Raw genomic sequence first — 17100 nt, 5'->3', positions numbered from 1 at the left:
CCGTCGCGAGAGCACCGGACGAGGTCGGCCCCATTCAGATTGCGCCGGCCGGGCGAACTCTCATGCCCGAGGGCCAAAGGACTCGACGTGTGAGCACAACGCGCATACCTGCAAGCGTGCACCATCGAAGGACGGGTACGGGTTGGGAGGGAGGAAGGATGGGCCAAGGGGGATCCGTCCAGCTGGACGGCGGGGAGGCTTCCCTGCGCAGGCTGCGCGCCGTCGTGGCGGGAGCGATGCGCGTGGCCGAGGCGGGCGCGCGAGCGTCCGCGGGGGCGCGCTACGCGGTCATGTTCGCCGTGGACGGCATCGCGGCGATGGTCGCGCTCCGGACCGCGATCTGGCTCCGCTTCGACGGCGAGATCCCACTGCGGTACGAGCAGATGCTGCCGGTCGCGACGGCCGCGCTGATGGCGATCCGCGTCTCGTGCAACGGCTTCGCCCGGCTGCACCGCTGGTCCTTCCGGCTCGCGGGCCTCGCCGAGGCGCTCCGGATCGCCGCGGCCTGCGTCGCCGGCTCCGTGCTGTTCGTCGCCGCGACGAAGCTCCTGGAGCTCCCGCTGCCGCGGACCGTCTTCGCGCTCGAGCTCTTCCTCTCCGCGAGCGCCTTCGGCGCCACGCGCTTCCTGCCCCGGGCGGCGTTCCGGTGGGCGGGGATCTGGTCCCAGTCGCTCGCCGGCGCGCCGCGCGCGGTCATCGTCGGCGCCGGTCACGCCACCGAGCTGCTCGCACGCGACCTGCTCCGCTCCCCGAACCCGGGCTACCAGCTCGTCGGGTTCGTCGAGGAGGACGGGCACATGGCGCGCTGCCGGATCGCCGGGATCCCGATCCTGGGCGGGATCCAGCACCTCCCGAAGATCATCCGGCAGCATCGGGTCGCGTCGGTGCTCCTCGCGGATCCGCGAACCCCCGCGGCGCGCGTACGCGAGATCATCGCGCTCTGCGCCACCTCGCGCGTCCGGTTCAAGATCGTCCCCGCGTCGTGGGCCGACCTCGAGGGGCGCCTCTCCGGGGCGAGGCTCGACGACATCTCGCCCGAGGACCTCCTCCCACGCGCCGCGGTCGCGTTCGACGAGTCGGAGGTCCGGCGGCTCGTGGAGGGCCGGCGAGCCCTCGTCACCGGCGCCGGCGGGAGCATCGGCGGCGAGCTGTGCCGCCAGCTCGCGCGGAACGGCGTCGACCAGCTCGTGATGGTCGACATGAACGAGAACGAGCTCTATCTCCGCCGGCTCGCGCTCGCCGAGGACTTCCCGGGCCTCGACCTCCACGCCGAAGTGGCCGACGTGCGCGAGGCGGAGCCGCTCCGCCGGCTCGGCCTGCGCTACCGGCCGCAGGACGTCTTCCACGCGGCGGCGCACAAGCACGTGCCCCTCATGGAGGACGCGCCCGCGGAGGCGGTGAAGAACAACGTGTTCGGCACGCTCAACGCGGTGCGGATGGCGGACGCGTGCGGCGCCGAGCGCTTCGTCCTCATCTCGACGGACAAGGCGGTGAACCCGACCTCGGTGATGGGCGCGACCAAGCGGGTGGCCGAGCTCGTGGTGCGCGACCTGGCCCGGCGCTCCCGCGTGCGCGTCACCGCCGTCCGGTTCGGGAACGTGCTCGGGTCGGCGGGCAGCGTCGTCCCCATCTTCAAGCGCCAGATCGCCCGCGGCGGTCCGGTGACGGTGACGCACCCGGACTGCACGCGCTACTTCATGACCATCCCGGAGGCGTGCGGCCTCGTGCTGCTCGCCGGGCTCGGCGGCCACGGAGACCTCTGCGTGCTCGACATGGGCGAGCCGATCCGGATCGCCGACCTCGCGGGCAGCATGATCACGCTGTCGGGCCACGTGCCGGGCGAGGACGTCGACATCGTCTACACCGGCCTCCGCCCGGGCGAGAAGCTGTGCGAGGAGGTCCTCACCGAGCAGGAGGAGCGCTCGCTCGTGGTGAGGAACCGCATCCGGGTGACGCACAGCCCGGCGCCGCCGCCGGACCTCCACGAGCGGATGGACGAGCTGCAACGGCTCGCCGACCGAGGGGACGCCGCCGGCATCCTCGCCGCGCTGCGCACGATCGTCCCCACCTACCGCGGCCCGGCGCGGAACGGCCGCGACGGCACGAGCTCGCGCGCGACGACCGAGCGCGGCGGTCCACGCGGCCGCGTGGGCGGCCTGGACGGCAGGGACTCCGGGGTCGCATCGCCGCTGTGATGCGCAAGGAACCAGAGATGCCACACGATCGGGCGAACGACGACGCGGTCGTCGAGGTGAACTTCGGAGCGGGGACGATCGGCGACGTGGTGCAGCAGCAGCTGCCGCCGCCGCTGCCGCGGGCGCGCGAGGAAGTGCCGTTGACGGACGTGTTCCGCGTCCTGCGGGAGCGCCACCGCGGCGTCGTGGGCGTCGCGCTCGCCGTGGTCGCGCTGGCCGTCGCCTACCTCATCCTCGCGACCCCGGTGTACCAGGCCGCGCTCGTGCTCCAGATGGAGGATCGCAAGCAGACGTTGACGGGCCTCGAGGACCTCTCGGGGTTCATCGGCGACGCCGCGTCGCCGGCCGAGACGGAGATCGAGATCATCCGCTCGCGGACCCTCATCGGCGCGGTCGTGGACGAGCTCGGGCTCGACGTGCAGGCGGAGCCGCGCCGCGCGCCCCTGGTGGGCGCCACGCTCGCGCGCCACTGGCGCGGCGGCGCTCCGGCGGCGCCGCGGCTCGGGCTCGCGCATTACGGCTGGGGCGGCGAGCGCGTCCGAGTGCAGGAGCTCGCGGTCGGGGAGGATCTCGTGGACGTCCCCCTCGTGCTCACCGCGCTCGAGGGCGGGCGCTACCGGCTCGCGGCCGAGGGGTCGGCGCTCGTCGAGGGGGCGGTGGGCGCCCGGGCGTCGGGAGGGGAGGGGGGCTCCGCCGTCGAGGTCGTGATCCGCGAGCTCGTGGCCCGGCCCGGCACGGAGTTCGTCCTCCTGAAGCGGGACCGGCCGGACGTGATCACCGAGCTGCGCGACGCGCTCACCGTGCGGGAGACGGCGAAGAAGACGAACGTCCTCGTGGCCGAGCTCGAGGGGCGGGACCCGCAGCAGGTCGCCGCGACGCTCAACGCCATCGGGGCGGCGTACCTGCGCCGCAACGTGGAGCGGAAGAACGCGGAGAACGGCCAGATGCTCGCCTTCCTGGAGTCGCAGCTTCCCCAGCTCAAGGGGAACGTCGACCAGGCCGAGGCGGCCCTCAACGCCTACCAGCAGCAGAAGCGCTCGATGGACATCTCCGCCGCGACCGAGGCGGTGCTCGGCCGCGCGGTGCGCATCGAGACGGCGCTGCAGGAGCTGCAGCTGCAGCTCATGGACCTGCGCCAGCGCTTCACCGATAGTCACCCCGCGGTCATCGCGGTCCAGCAGAAGATCGCGCGCATGCAGAAGGAGCACGTCTCCCTCGACGAGGAGATGCGCGCGCTGCCGGAGCTGGAGCTCGACGCGGCGCGCCTCGCGCGCGACGTCAAGGTCGCGTCGGAGCTCTACGTCCTCGTGCTCAACAAGGCGCAGGAGCTGAAGGTGGCCCGCTCGGGCGTGATCGGGAACGTCACGGTCCTCGATCCCGCCGAGACGGCGAAGGACCCGGCCCGGCCGAACAAGCCGCTCGTGCTCGTGGTCGCGCTGCTCGTCGGGCTGGGCCTCGGCGTCGGAGTCGCGCTCGCGCGCAACGCGTTCACGGAGGGCTCCGACGACCCGGACGAGATCGAGGCGCGCACGGGCCTGCCCGTGTTCGTGATGGTCCCTCACTCCGAGGTGGAGCTGCAGCTCGATCGGGAGGCGCGGCAGATCCCCGGCTCGTTCCGCGCGGCCCTCGCCCAGGCCGCCCCCGACGACCTCGCCGTCGAGGGGCTGCGCAGCCTGCGCACGGCGCTCCAGTTCGCGCTCGTGGAGGCCCGGAACAACATCATCGCCCTCGGCGCGCCGGCGCCCGCGGTCGGCAAGTCCTTCGTGTCCGTCAACCTCGCGCACCTCCTCGCTGCGGCCGGCCGGCGCGTCGTGCTCGTCGACGGGGACCTTCGCCGCGGCCGGCTCCATCGCTACTTCTCGCTGGAGCGGGCCCCCGGGCTCTCCGACGTGGTGAGCGGCGCGGTCACCCTCGAGCAGGCGCTCCGGCGCACGTCCGTCGAGCGGCTCGACGTCCTCTCGACGGGGCGTATCCCGCCGAACCCCGCCGAGCTCCTGGCGAGCCACCGCTTCCAGTACCTGCTGGCCGAGCTCTCGAAGCGCTACGACCTCGTGCTGGTGGACACGCCGCCCGTGCTCGCCGTCACCGACCCCACGCTCGTGGCGCGCCACGCCGGGGTCAACCTGCTCGTCCTCCGGGCGGGGGCGCACTCGGTGCACGAGATCACGCTCGCGGTGAAGCAGCTCGGCCAGGGGGGCGTGCGGGTCCAGGGCGCAATCCTCAACCAGGTCGACACGAACCGCGGCCGCTACGGCCGCTCGGGCCGGTACCGCCGGTACGAGTACCGGTCGGAGACGACGCCGGGCAAGGCCTGACCCGGCCTCGGGGTCCCGTCCCTCCCGCCGCAGCTCGCCAGGGCGCGGCCGCGCCGGCCGGGTCCACGCGCGCGGATCCGCTCGAAAGTGGACCGGTGGGGTCCCGCAAACACCCGTTCTCGCGAGGTTTTCGGCAGGGTCGCCGGTGACGCCGGCCGACCCGACGTGCTATACGGCCCGAGCTTTCCCGACCTGCGCTCGCCGCCGGCTTTCTCGCCCTTTGGCGGGCGCCACGTTCCGTCGGGAGGAGGAGCGACCGTGATCGAGGCGTACCTGAAGCACGAGGCGGAGCGGAAGGCGCAGGGCATCCCGCCCAAGCCCCTCGACCCCGCGCAGACGCGCGAGCTCGTGAAGCTGCTCGAGAGCCCCCCCAAGGGCCAGGAGGCCTTCCTCCTCGGGCTCCTGCGCGACCGCGTCTCCCCGGGCGTCGACCCGGCCGCGGAGGTGAAGGCCGGCTTCCTCGCCGACGTGGCGAAGGGCGCGAAGAGCTCGCCGCTCATCTCCAAGAAGGAGGCGGTGCAGCTCCTCGGCACGATGATGGGCGGCTACAACGTGCCGCCGCTCGTCGCGGCGCTCGCCGACCCGGCGCTGGCCGACGAGGCCGCGAAGGCGCTCTCCCACACGACCTACGTCTACGACGCGTTCGACGAGATCGTCGCGCTCGCGAAGACGAACGCCGCCGCGAAGAAGGTGCTCGACGCGTGGGCCAAGGCGGAGTGGTTCACGAGCCGCCCGGGCGTCCCGGCCCAGGTGAAGGTGAAGGTCTTCAAGGTCGACGGCGAGATCAACACCGACGACTTCTCTCCCGCGGGCGACGCGTCCACGCGGCCCGACATCCCGCTCCACGCGCTCGCGATGGGCAAGACCCGCTTCAAGGGCGGCCTCCAGACCATCGCGGAGTTCCGCGCGCAGGGCTTCCAGGTCGCCTTCGTGGGCGACGTGGTCGGCACCGGCTCCTCCCGCAAGTCCGCCTGCAACAGCGTGCAGTGGGCCATCGGCGAGGACATCCCGTTCGTCCCGAACAAGAAGCGCGGCGGCGTCATCATCGGCGGCGTCATCGCCCCGATCTTCTTCGCCACGGCGCAGGACTCCGGCGCCCTCCCGATCCGCGCCGACGTGACGAAGCTGAAGACGGGCGACGTCGTCATCGTCGACACCGTGAAGGGCGAGCTCCGCAGCGAGGCGGGCGAGGTCCTCTCGACCTTCAAGCTCTCCCCGAACACGCTCGCCGACGAGTACCGCGCCGGCGGCCGCATCCCGCTCACCATCGGCCGCGCCGTCACCGAGAAGGCGCGCAAGGCCGCGGGCCTCCCGCCGACCGACCTCTTCGCGAAGGTCACGAACCCCACGCCGAAGCCGGGCCAGGGCTACTCCCTCGCGCAGAAGATGGTCGGCAAGGCGTGCGGGCTCCCGGGCGCGCTGCCCGGCGGCTACTACGAGCCGCGGATGACGACGGTCGGGTCGCAGGACACGACCGGCCCGATGACGGCGGACGAGCTGAAGGAGCTCGCCTGCCTCAAGTTCCAGGCGCCGATGTTCATGCAGTCGTTCTGCCACACGGCGGCCTACCCGAAGGCGGCCGACGTGAAGATGCACCGCACGCTCCCGCAGTTCGTGCAGGAGCGCGGCGGCGTGCCGCTCCGCCCGGGCGACGGGGTCATCCACTCGTGGCTGAACCGCCTGCTCCTGCCCGACACCGTCGGGACGGGCGGTGACTCGCACACGCGCTTCCCCCTCGGCATCTCGTTCCCGGCGGGCTCCGGCCTCGTCGCCTTCGCGGGCGCGCTCGGGTTCATGCCGCTCGACATGCCGGAGTCGGTGCTCGTCCGCTTCAAGGGCAAGCTCCAGCCCGGCATCACGCTGCGTGACGTCGTGAACGCCATCCCGTTCTGGGCGATCCAGCAGGGCCTCCTCACCGTCCCGAAGAAGAACAAGAAGAACGTCTTCAACGGCCGGATCCTCGAGATGGAGGGGCTGCCGGACCTCACCGTGGAGCAGGCGTTCGAGCTGACCGACGCCGCGGCGGAGCGGAGCGCGGCGGCGGCGGCGGTGAAGCTCTCCGAGAAGAGCGTCGCCCAGTACCTGCGCTCGAACGTGGCGCTCATGAAGAAGATGATCGCCGACGGCTACGGCGACGCGAAGACGCTCGCCGGCCGCATCGCGGCCGCCGAGGCGTGGCTCGCGAAGCCGGAGCTCCTCTCCGCCGACGCGAGCGCCGAGTACGCCGCGGTGATCGAGATCGACCTCGCCCAGATCACCGAGCCGATCCTCGCCTGCCCGAACGACCCGGACGACGTGAAGAAGCTCAGCGACGTCGCGAACACCAAGATCGACGACGTGTTCCTCGGCTCGTGCATGACGAACATCGGCCACTTCCGCGCGGCCGGCGAGCTCTGGAAGGGCCAGAAGTTCAACCCCGCGGTGCGCACCTGGATCTGCCCCCCCACGCGCATGGACCAGCAGCAGCTGAAGGACGAGGCGTACTACTCGACCTACAGCGCCGTCGGCGCCCGGATCGAGATCGCCGGCTGCTCGCTCTGCATGGGCAACCAGGCGCGCGTGCCGGACGCGGCGACGGTCTTCTCGACCTCGACCCGCAACTTCGACGACCGCATGGGCAACGGCGCCAAGGTGTTCCTCGGCTCCGCGGAGCTCGGCGCCGTCGCGGCGACCCTCGGGCGCCTGCCCACGCCGGCGGAGTACTTCGCGGCGTACCAGGAGAAGATCGCCCCGAAGGCGGGCCAGGTGTACCGGTACCTGCAGTTCGACGAGCTCGAGGGGTATCAGGGGCTCCGCGTCGTCGCGTAGCCTGCGGCACACGATACCGGGCCTGCGATCTTGAGCGGCGCGCCGTCCAGGACGGCGCGCCGTTCTCGTTTCTGCGACGCGCACCTGCGCGTCGAGGGTCAGGTCGCCGCGCCGGGCTGGTGCTGCTCCCAGGTCCTCTGGTCGATGGCGCGCTCGATCCAGGCGAGGTGCCGCTGCTCGTCGGCGTAGCCCCTGCGCACGAGCTCGAGGATCTCGTCCGGGAACGGCTTGGCGACGGCGCGGGCGTAGGTGGAGGTGGTGAGCTCCTCGTTCGGCTTCATCGCGCGGAGCGCCTGCTCCATCCCGAGCCGGGCCCGCAGGCCGGTGACGCTGCCGAGGAGGGCCCCCTTCATGTCGGGCTTCGCCCCGGGCGGGCGCACGTTCATGTCGAGCAGCGCCTTCGAGAGCTCGAGGATGTGGCGCTGGTGGTCGAGCCTGAAGCGCGCCAGCTCGGTCGCGATCCAGCCGTCGCCGATCGCCTCGATGGCGCGGTCGTAGGCGACGACGGCGTCGGCGTCGAGCTGCAAGAGGTTCGTCAGCTCCTCGGCGATCTCGTGCACGTTCATCTGCGGTCCTCCCGTCGAGAAGCTGGTGACGCGTCGCGGCGGGCGCATCGCGCCTCGGACGGGCGCCCCCGGCTACGGCAGGGCGGCGACGGGGGACGTCTGGAACCAGAGCGCGCGGGCGAGCGCCTCCTCGATCCAGGCGAGGTGGCGCTCCTCGTCCGCGTACGCCCCTTCCACGAGCGCGCGGACGTCCTCGGGCAACGGCACGGCGAGCACCTTGCGGTGCACCGCAGTCGTGAGCTGCTCGTTGTTGCGCATCGCCTCGAGCACCTCCTGCGGGTTCAGGCGCCGCCGCGGCGGGGTGAGCGCGCCGATGACGACCCCCTTCACGTCGGGCTCGACCTCCGGGGGGCGGGCACCCATCCCGAGGAGCGCCTCGTGCAGCGCGAGCGCGTGCCGCTGGTGCTCCACCTTGAACAGCGCGAGCTCCCCGCCGATCGCGCTGCTCGGCCCGCCCACCCAGGCGATGGCCGCGTCGTAAGCGTGGAGTGCGTCGATCTCGAGCGCCAGCAGCCGCGCAAGCTCCCTGCTCACCTCCGACTGCTTCATCGGTTCCTCCTGCGGAAAAGGTTGTCATCGATGGATCCAGTCCACTACCCCCCGGCGGGGAGACGGAGGGACGCTCGGACGATCGCGAAGAGCAGGGCGGGTGCCCCGGCGAGGTCTGCGCTTGCGCGTGGGCGGAGCGCGTGCAGGCTTTCCCGCATGCCGAAGATCGCCGCCATCGAGATCGTCGAGGACTACACCGGGCGCGCCCGCTGCGACGAGGGCTTCCTCCGCCTGAAGCGCTACCGGGCCCAAAACCGCCGCGCCGACGGGACGACCTCGCCCGTCTACCCGATCGACGTCATCGACCGGCCGACGCTGGACGCGGTGGCCGTCGTGCTCTGGGCACGGACGCCGCGCGGGATCGAGATCCTCACGCGCCGCGGGCTGCGGCCCGCCGCGTACTTCCGTCGCGGCAAGCCGGCCGCGCTCCCCGAGCCCGAGTACCTGCTCGTGGAGGAGATCGTGGCGGGGGTGCTCGAGCCTGGAGAGCGAGGACTCGAGGCGCTGCGCCGCCGCGGCGCGGAGGAGGCGCGCGAGGAGGCCGGCGTCGAGATCGTCCCGGAGCGCCTCGAGCTGCTCGGCGGTCCGTTCTTCCCGCTGCCCGGGATCGTGTCCGAGAAGATCCACCTCCTCGCCGGCGAGGTGCCGCGGCCCGACGTGGACGGGATCCACGACGCGCCGCACGAGGGAGACGGCTCGCCGCTCGAGGAGGGAGCGCTGCTCGCCTGGCGCGAGCTCCACGCGGCGATCGCGGCGTGCGAGGCCGGGGAGATCGAGGACGGGAAGACCGAGCTCGCGCTGCGGCGGCTCGCGGCGCGCCTGGGCGCCTGAGCCGCGCCGCCGTCTCCGGAGCTCAGTCGTTCTTCGCCCCCTCCTGGATCCACGTGAGCAGCGTCTGGGCGTCCGCGTCCGAGAGCCGTTTGGCGTGGCCGCTTCCGCCGGTCCCGCGCACGTAGAGCGCGCTCTGCGTGGGATTCGCCGTGTCCACCTTCTGCAGCGCCGCCGCGTACGAGATCGCGGTGTCGTTCGAGCCCCACGCGCTCCCGTGGCAGCCGCCGCAGCTCGCGACGAGGAACGGGTGGACCTGCGTCGAGAACGAGACGGTCGGCGTGGTAGGCGTCGTCGGCGTCGTCGGCGTGGTCGGTGTGGTCGGTCCGTTCGCCCCTTGCTGGATCCACTTCAGGACGAGCTGCGCCTCCGCGTCGGAGAGCACCTTCGCGTGGCCGCTCCCGCCCGTCGGACGCACGTAGAGCGGGCTCTGGGCCGGACTCGCGGTGTTCACCTCGCCGAGGGCCGCCTGGTACGACGCGTTCACGTCGCTGGAGCCCCAGGCGCTGCCGTGGCACGCCCCGCACTTCCCCTGCAAGAGCGGGTGGATCTGCTGCTCGAAGGACGCCTGCGCCCCTGGCGACGGGGTCAGGTCCCCCGCGTTGGAGCCGCCGCCGTCGGACACCTCGCGGGCGTCGCCACACGCCGCGCCCACCGCGAGCGCCGCCAGCGCCGCCATCCACGACCCGCTCCGTCCCGTGCGCATGTGCCCCTCCGCGGCCCCAAACGCTCGTGACGGCGCCTACCGAACGCCATCCCCGGTCGGGCAGCTCGTGCCGAAAAAACACGAGAGCCCGGCCGGATGTCCGGCCGGGCCCTCGCCGCCCCCGCGGCTCGGGGGTCCTTCGCGCTACGGTTTGATGTCGTGGAACTTCACGATGTCGAACGGCGCCCCCTTGCCGTGGCAGGCGACGCAGGTCGTTCCGACGGTCGCCTCGCCGCCCGTGTGCGCGCACGGCTCGCTGTTCACGGTCGCGAGCGAGCTGCACGAGGACAGCCCCGCCGTGGCCGTGAACTTCGCGTTGTCGTGGCAGGCGGTGCACACCGCGATGACGGCCGGGGTGGTCGTGTCGTCGGTCTGGTCCGCCACGACGTTCGCGACATAGGTGGTGTCGAGCGGCACCGTGCTCCCCGCCGGCGGGACCTGATACGTCTCGCCCGTGTGACAGAGGGTGCAGTTCTGCACCGTGTCGAGCTGCGGCACCTCCGCACCCGCCTCGAAGGTGATCGGGTTGCTACCGAACCCGCAGATCGTCAGGTCGTTCCCGCGGATGGACCCGCCGTGGATCTCGTGGATCATGCGCTTGAAGTCGATGGACTGCTCGGTCGTGGTGGCGGCGCACGCAGGGTTCGTCGCCGTCGCCGTGCGCCGGCCCTTGTCGGTCGCGCGCGGGTTGTGACAGACCGCGCAGACCTGGATGACGTCGTTCCGGTTCGCGCCGTGCGCCGAGAGCTGGCCGTGGCACGAGTCGCACTTCGCGATGTCCACCACCTGGCGCCGCGCCGCCGCCTGACCGCCGCCGATCGCGTAGTCCTGGATGACGTTCTTGACCGGGAGCTCCTCCCCGTTCTCGATGGGACGGCCGTCGATGAAGACGGAGTAGGTGGTGACGCCGTCGGTGATCGCCGTGGGCGAGGTCACCTGGTACACGTTCGTCTGGCCGGAGACGGGCGTGGCCGCGGGCGTCAGGCCGGTCGCGCCGACCACCGGGATGTCCACCGGCTGCCCCGGCGACGTCGCGCCGCTGCCCACGTTCGTGTAGTCCGCGGCGCCCGGCTGGTGCCAGCCGATCTTCACGTTGAGCCGACTCAGCGTCTGCTTGTAGGCGGGGTCCGCTGCGAGGTCGACCGGCGTCCCGTTCTTCGTGACCCGCACCTGCACGACCGGCTTACGGTCCGCGCCGGTGGTCACGTTGACGATCTCGTACTTGTACGCCTCGGCCTTCTTGGCGAGCGGCACGTGCACGGTCGCGACGCCGATGCCGGCCGCGTCCGCCGTGTGGCACGTCGTGCACGCGGTCGCCCCGACCTGCGCGTGGTTGCACGGCGCCGTCTCGGTGGTCCCGAGCGCGCACGCGGCGGCGCCCGACCCGTCGAACTTGACGGTGTCGTGGCAGGAGGTGCACGCCGCCTGGTTGGCGTTGGTCTTGTAGCGGTCGGCGTCCGTGCCCTTGTGGCACACGGTGCAGTCGCGCACGTCGTGCATCCACGACTTGTCGAACTCGAACACGTTCTGGCGGAAGCCCACGATCGTGTACGGCTGGCCCGTCGCGCCCTGCGCCGAGGGCAGGTCGCCGCCCATGTGGATCTTGTGGACCATCACCTTGAAGTCGACGCTGTTGCCCGACTCGGGATCGGTGGACTGCGGGGAGTGGCAGGTCTGGCAGACGGTCGCGCCGAGCCGCTCGTCGTGCGCGGCGATCGCGGGAGCGTGGCACGCGTTGCACGCGTCGTTGCTCACGATCTGCAGACGCTTCGGGGTCCCGCCCGCCGGGATGAAGTTCCGGGTCGAGGTCGCCGACGACGTGCCCGGCTCACCAGCGGCCGTGTGCCGGGTGAGCCAGATCCCTGCCGTGTGCGTCTTCGTCCGGTCCACCTGCGCGCCGGCGGGGATGGCCGCGAGCGTGTACTTGTACACGCCGTCGCCCTGGTGCGTGAGGCGCTGATCGAGCGTGGCGTCCGTGGGTCCCGCGTCGAAGGTGGCCTGCGTCGCGGTCGCCTGCTTCGGCTGCTGCGCGGTGCCGCCCGGTGGCGTGAACGGCTGACCGGTCGCGTTCACGGTGTAATAGGAGGTGAACTCGGACGTCGTGGGGTCGTACTTCGAGAGCACGACGCGGATCGGGCTCACCCACGGAAACGTCGTGGACGGGGGCGAGCCGGAGGGGACGACGCCGTTCTTCACCTCCTGTGCGAGGTCGGTCACCGCGGTCCCGTCGGAGGTCACGCGGAACGTGAGCACCGGCGCGCCGCTCTCGGGCACCTCGACGTTCTGGATCTCGACCTTGAGCGCGCCGTTCTGGTTCGAGGACGTGTCGCCCGTGCCGCCGCCGCCGCCGCCTCCACCTCCGCCCTTGTTGTTGTTGTCGCCGCACGCCATCGCCGCGATCACCACCGCAGCGGCGATGCTCCACGCCGCGCCTCGCACACGCCACGTCATCGAGTCCTCCTTACGTGCACCGTGGGTCACGTGACGCGGAGAGAAGCGCTGGAGCGCCGGATGCGCGACGTGCCCCGCAGGCGAAAGTTGCCCCGCGTTCACGCCACGTTGCACCACCTTGGGGAGAGAAGGCAGACCCCGCGGCGGGGCGAGACGCATGCGGAGCTAATCGCCGGGCCGCGCTTCGGGCGGGCGAACGGGGCGCGTTGTCGCGCGCCCACCACGCGAGGTGAATGTAGGCGCAGAACGTGCGCACGCAACCCCGCTGCCGGCGCCTGCCCGGCTCCCGGCCCACCGAGCGCCGAGCCCCTTCGCGGCGCGCGTGCGCGATTGCGCGGGACGCGACGAACCGTGAATATCCGTTTCATGCCGACGACCCGATCCTCGCGCCGCCCCGCGGCGCGCCCCGCGCCGCGGGCGAGCCCGCGCACGCGCATCGAGAAGGACACCCTGGGCGAGGTGCCGGTCCCCGCCGGCGCGCTCTACGGCGCGCAGACGGCGCGCGCCGTGGAGAACTTCCCCATCTCCGGGCTCCACGCCCACCCCGCCTTCGTGGACGCGACGGTGCGCGTCAAGCTCGCCGCCGCTCGCGTCAACGCGAGGCTCGGCCTCCTCCCGCGGGCGAAGGCCCGGGCCATCGAGGCCGCCGCGCGCGAGGTCCTCGCGGGCCGGCACCGCGACCAGTTCGTGGTGGACGTGTACCAGGCCGGGGCGGGGACCTCCCACAACATGAACGTGAACGAGGTGCTGGCGAACCGCGCCACCGAGCTCCTCGGCGGGCGCCGCGGCGCGCCGCTCGTCTCCCCCAACGACGACGTGAACATGGCGCAGTCGACGAACGACGTCGTGCCGACCGCGATCCGGCTCGCCGCGCTCGAGCTCGCCCCCGCCGTGATCGAGGCGCTCGCCGGCCTGGCCGGCACCTTCGAGGAGAAGGCGCGGGCGTGGGACGGCGTCGTGAAGTCGGGCAGGACGCACCTCATGGACGCGACACCCATCCGGCTCGGCCAGGAGGTCTCCGGGTGGGCGGCCGCGCTCCGCGCCGCGGGCGGACGGGTCCGCGACGCGCTGCCGGAGCTGTCCGTCATCGGCCTCGGCGGTACGGCCGTGGGCACGGGGCTGAACGCACATCCGCGCTACGGGCGGCTCGTGGTCGGCGAGCTCGAGCGGCTGACCGGGATCCCGCTCACCCCCGCGCCGAACCTCTTCTACGCCATGCAGTCCCTCGCCCCTGCCGTGGCGCTCTCCGGCGCCCTCCGCGCGGCCGCGCTCGAGCTCCTCCGCATCGGCGGAGACGTCCGGCTCCTCGGCAGCGGCCCGAACACCGGCCTCGCCGAGCTGCGGCTCCCGCCGGTCCAGCCGGGCTCGTCGATCATGCCGGGCAAGGTGAACCCCTCGATGGCGGAGATGCTGGCGATGGTCTCGTACCAGGTCGTCGCCATGGACGCCGGCATCGCCTGGGCCGCGAGCGGGGGCCAGCTCGAGCTGAACGTCATGATGCCGCTCGTGGCCGCCGATCTCTGCCACGCGCTCCAGATCCTGGCGAACGCGGTGCGCGCCTTCGACGAGCGCTGCGCGCGGGGCCTCGAGGCGGACGAGGCCCGCTGCCGGCACTACGCCGAGCGGACCGTGAGCCTCGCGACGGCCCTCGCGCCGCGGCTCGGCTACGCCGCCTCCGCGGAGATCGTGAAGGAGTCGGTGCGGACCGGGCGGTCGATCGTCGAGGTCGCGGTGGAGCGCGGAGGCCTCCCCGCGCGGCAGGTGCGCCGGATCCTCGACGCGGCCAAGCTCACGCGGCCGGGGAGGGCCTGACCCGATCCGGGGTATCATCGCGCCGTGCCCCGGCTCGGCGAGATCCTCTTGCAGGACGGCGCGTGCGATCCCGAGGCGATCCGGGGCGCGCTCGAGAACCAGGTCATCTTCGGCGGGCGGCTCGGCACGAACCTGCTGGAGATGGGCGCGGTGACGGAGGAGGCGCTCGCGGCCGCCCTCGGCAGGCGTCACCGGCTGCCGGCGCTCTCGGGCGAGCTCCCGCTCGATCCCAAGGCGCTGGCGCTCCTGCGCGCCGACGTCGCCGACCGGCACGACGTCGTCCCGTACCTCGTCGCCGACCGCCGCCTCGCGATCCTCGCCTGCGATCCCTCCGATCTCGCGATGCTCGACGAGGTCGCCTTCGCGACGGGCAAGCAGGTCCACCCGATCGTCGCCCCCGAGGCGCGGATCTGGGCGCTCCTCAAGCAAGGCTACGGCATCGAGCGACAGCTCCGCGGCATCGAGGTGGAGTTCGGGTCGCTCCGGCGCCGGCTCACGGCCGAGGTGCCGCTCGAGGGCGCCGCGGCGCCCGTCGCCGAGGCGCCGGAGGATCTGCTCGGAGTGGGGGAGTTCGACGCGCTCTACGCGGGCACCGGCGCGTTCGCGCTCGCGCCGCCCTCGGCCGCCGCTGCCCCGGCCGTCCCCGCCGACGACGAGGAGATCATCGAGCTCGACGACCTCGTGCTGCCGGACGACGCCGGTGCGCCGCCCTTCGCGGCGGAGGTGCTGGCGTCGCTCGCGGGGGCGCCCGGGCACGCGCCGCCGGCCCGCTTCGTCGCGCCCGCGCCGCGGCGCGCGGAGCCCGAGCCCTCACCGCTCGGCTTCGACGAGGCGCTCCGCTCGCTCGAGGGCGTCACGGAGCGCGACGCCATCGCCCGGATCGTGCTGCGCCACGCGCGCTCCCGCTTCCGGCGGGCCGTGCTCCTCACCGTGAATCGAGGCGAGCTGCGAGGCTGGGCGGGGCTGGGCGAGGGGGTGGACGCGGAGCAGGTCCGCCGCCTGCGGCTCGGGCTCGGCGCCCCGGGCGTCGGCGACACCGTGGTCCGCACCCGGGCGCACTTCCTCGGGCCGCTCCCGAAGACCGAGGCGAACATCCGGCTCCTCAAGCGGCTCGGCGGCGGCGTGCCGGGCAACGCGTTCCTCGTCCCCATCCTGGCCCTCGGGCGGGTCGTGAACGTCTTCTATGCGGACAACGGGCGGGGCGGCCTCGTCGACGCGGGCGGCGTGGGGGAGCTCCTCATCCTCGCGACGCGCATCGCGAAGAGCTACGAGACGCTCGTCGCCCGCGTGCGGTAGAACGGGCCCCCCGGCCCCTCGCCGGCCTCCAGAACCCCATGGCTGCGACCCTCCACTACTTCATGCTCCCCGACGACGAGCGGGCGCTCTTCCGCCACCTCGAGCGACGCGACCTCACGGTCTACCCCGAGCTCGTGCCGCCCGGCTACACGGCGCCTCGCGTCGCGCCGGACCTCGTCGCGAAGCTCGACCAGTCCGCCTACTACCTCGCCATGGAGCGGCTCGGGCCCGTGATCGTCCACCCGGTGAAGCGCGGGCGAGACAGGGGCATGCTGGCGATCGAGGAGGTCCCCTCGCCCGTGCTCCACTACGAGCGCTCGCTGCCCAACGCGGAGGGGGAGCTCATCGCCGGGAGGGTCTGGGCGGAGCTCGACGTGACCGACGACGCGAACACCAAGCTCGGCAAGCCGCTCGCGCTGAAGGCGCTCTTCCAGGAGATCCACGACCTGTTCCGCAAGAACTGGCGGCGCAGCGATCCGAAGGGCTTCTGGGTCGGCCCCCACGCCGGCGCGGCCTTCAAGCGGGGCGAGCTGAAGCTGCGGGAGGCCGGCCACAAGGGCAAGCTGGTGGGGGTCTGGCGGTGAGCGCGGGCCGCTGGCCGGGGCCGATCTCGGCGGTTGACGCGGGCGGCCCGGACCGGTACACGTGCCGCTTGACTGTGCCCCTTCCGCCTCGCTATAAGGCCGCGCTCGCAGCGGTTCTCCTCACGCTGCCGGGCGTCGCGCTCGCGGAGCGAGTCGCCGGAGCGGTCCTCCCCGACGAGGCGGTGAAGGTCGGCGAGAACCGGTACCGGGTCGCGAAGAGCTACGACGACACGCTGAAGTTCTTCCGGTCGGTCTACTCGCCGGGGAAGTTCAGGAGACGGCCGATCGCGGACCAGCCCGCCGTGAAGGCCGTGCACATCGAGAACCCGGACTCGAAGCCGGGGCAGTGGGAAGGGCTGAACGTCTACGAGCTGAAGGGCGAGACCCGCGTCTTCGTGCTCGTGAAGGGGAAATAGGTTTCTGGGGGATCGTCTAACGGCAGGACGCCAGACTCTGGATCTGGCTATCTAGGTTCGAATCCTAGTCCCCCAGCCAGCATCAAAAAGAAGCACGGCGAGCGTTGACTGCCGAACCGCTCGCGGATACATAAGCGCCCGCTGTTGGCCCGTTAGTCTAGCGGTTAGGACATCGGCCTCTCACGCCGAGAGCATGGGTTCAAGTCCCGTACGGGTCACCATTTGCCCCGCCTCCCTTGTCCAGGAGGCGGGGTTTTTCATTTAGTGCTGAGCGCCTGCCCGGCGACGCAGAAGAAGAGCAGCCCCGCCCCCTCGGGCAGAGGAGGCGGGGCTCGACTCTCGGGACCGCTCTAGAGCTGGTAGAAGCTGGCCGCGACGCCGGGCTGCCCCGCGATCCCCGGGCTCGCCCCGCCGGCGCCCCCCGAACTGATCGTGAAGTCGACGTTCTGGCGCGTGCTCGCGCTCGACGGGTCCTGGAAGATCCCGATCGACGGCCCGCCCGCGCCCCCGCCGCCGGCGCCTCCCGCACCGCCGGCGCCCCCGGCGCCGCCGTCGCCGCCGCGCCCGCCCGTGG

13 protein-coding genes and 2 tRNA genes are annotated in these 17100 nt (G+C 72.6%); 10 read left to right on the top strand and 5 right to left on the bottom strand.

Features of this window, described 5'->3' with window-relative positions; translation table 11 throughout:
• The first annotated feature begins 158 nt into the window (after positions 1–158).
• The 3 genes from MNZ39_RS05865 to acnB all read left to right on the top strand — a co-directional run bounded on the left by MNZ39_RS05865 (position 159) and on the right by acnB (position 7318).
• Positions 159–2195 carry a nucleoside-diphosphate sugar epimerase/dehydratase gene (locus MNZ39_RS05865; protein WP_242335933.1) on the top strand — a complete coding sequence of 679 codons (2037 nt, stop codon included), beginning with the start codon at positions 159–161 and terminating at the stop codon, positions 2193–2195.
• Positions 2196–2212: 17 nt separating this feature from the next.
• Positions 2213–4510: a polysaccharide biosynthesis tyrosine autokinase gene (locus MNZ39_RS05860; RefSeq protein ID WP_242335930.1), complete on the top strand. Its 2298-nt coding sequence runs from the start codon at positions 2213–2215 to the stop codon at positions 4508–4510.
• Positions 4511–4768: 258 nt separating this feature from the next.
• Positions 4769–7318 (top strand): bifunctional aconitate hydratase 2/2-methylisocitrate dehydratase, encoded by a 2550-nt coding sequence (acnB, locus tag MNZ39_RS05855; protein ID WP_242335927.1) that lies wholly within the window; start codon positions 4769–4771, stop codon positions 7316–7318.
• A 98-nt stretch (positions 7319–7416) separates the two neighbouring features.
• On the opposite strand, the gene MNZ39_RS05850 is transcribed toward acnB, so the two are convergent.
• Together MNZ39_RS05850 and MNZ39_RS05845 are read right to left on the bottom strand one after the other, a co-directional pair.
• Positions 7417–7884: a ferritin-like domain-containing protein gene (locus MNZ39_RS05850; protein ID WP_242335923.1), complete on the bottom strand. Its 468-nt coding sequence runs from the start codon at positions 7882–7884 to the stop codon at positions 7417–7419.
• A 72-nt stretch (positions 7885–7956) separates the two neighbouring features.
• Positions 7957–8433 carry a ferritin-like domain-containing protein gene (locus MNZ39_RS05845; RefSeq protein ID WP_242335920.1) on the bottom strand — a complete coding sequence of 159 codons (477 nt, stop codon included), beginning with the start codon at positions 8431–8433 and terminating at the stop codon, positions 7957–7959.
• Between the two features lie 156 nt (positions 8434–8589).
• Between MNZ39_RS05845 and MNZ39_RS05840 the strand changes: the two genes are divergently transcribed.
• A complete protein-coding gene (locus MNZ39_RS05840; RefSeq protein WP_242335918.1) occupies positions 8590–9264 on the top strand; it encodes an NUDIX hydrolase in 675 nt (224 codons plus the stop codon).
• Between the two features lie 22 nt (positions 9265–9286).
• Here the strand turns inward: MNZ39_RS05840 and MNZ39_RS05835 are convergent, their stop codons facing one another.
• Both MNZ39_RS05835 and MNZ39_RS05830 read right to left on the bottom strand, forming a co-directional pair.
• Positions 9287–9967 (bottom strand): hypothetical protein, encoded by a 681-nt coding sequence (locus MNZ39_RS05835; RefSeq protein WP_242335915.1) that lies wholly within the window; start codon positions 9965–9967, stop codon positions 9287–9289.
• A 144-nt stretch (positions 9968–10111) separates the two neighbouring features.
• On the bottom strand, positions 10112–12418 hold the full coding sequence (locus MNZ39_RS05830; RefSeq protein ID WP_242335912.1) for an OmcA/MtrC family decaheme c-type cytochrome: 2307 nt from the start codon (positions 12416–12418) through the stop codon (positions 10112–10114).
• A 366-nt stretch (positions 12419–12784) separates the two neighbouring features.
• Here MNZ39_RS05830 and MNZ39_RS05825 point away from each other — a divergent pair, with 366 nt between their 5' ends.
• The 6 genes from MNZ39_RS05825 (at position 12785) to MNZ39_RS05800 (ending at position 16747) form a co-directional block, all read left to right on the top strand.
• Positions 12785–14230, top strand: coding sequence for an aspartate ammonia-lyase (locus MNZ39_RS05825; RefSeq protein WP_242335909.1), 1446 nt, complete (start codon positions 12785–12787; stop codon positions 14228–14230).
• A 24-nt stretch (positions 14231–14254) separates the two neighbouring features.
• Positions 14255–15526: a general secretion pathway protein GspE gene (locus MNZ39_RS05820; protein WP_242335906.1), complete on the top strand. Its 1272-nt coding sequence runs from the start codon at positions 14255–14257 to the stop codon at positions 15524–15526.
• A 38-nt stretch (positions 15527–15564) separates the two neighbouring features.
• Positions 15565–16110, top strand: a complete 546-nt coding sequence (locus tag MNZ39_RS05815; RefSeq protein WP_242335903.1) for a hypothetical protein — start codon at positions 15565–15567, stop codon at positions 16108–16110.
• Positions 16111–16184: 74 nt separating this feature from the next.
• Entirely contained in the window at positions 16185–16526 is a 342-nt protein-coding gene (locus MNZ39_RS05810; RefSeq protein ID WP_242336092.1) for a hypothetical protein, read from the top strand.
• A 5-nt stretch (positions 16527–16531) separates the two neighbouring features.
• Positions 16532–16605, top strand: a tRNA-Gln gene (locus MNZ39_RS05805).
• A gap of 67 nt (positions 16606–16672) precedes the next feature.
• Positions 16673–16747: transfer RNA gene (locus tag MNZ39_RS05800), tRNA-Glu, on the top strand.
• A 129-nt stretch (positions 16748–16876) separates the two neighbouring features.
• Here the strand turns inward: MNZ39_RS05800 and MNZ39_RS05795 are convergent.
• The coding region (locus MNZ39_RS05795) for a hypothetical protein (protein WP_374202546.1) at positions 16877–17100 on the bottom strand (224 nt) is incomplete at its 5' end.

Origin of the sequence: Anaeromyxobacter sp. SG66, assembly GCF_022690805.1 — a bacterium.
GTDB classification, from domain to species: Bacteria; Myxococcota; Myxococcia; order Myxococcales; family Anaeromyxobacteraceae; genus Anaeromyxobacter; species Anaeromyxobacter soli.
This window is presented reverse-complemented; position numbering and strand designations above follow the sequence as displayed.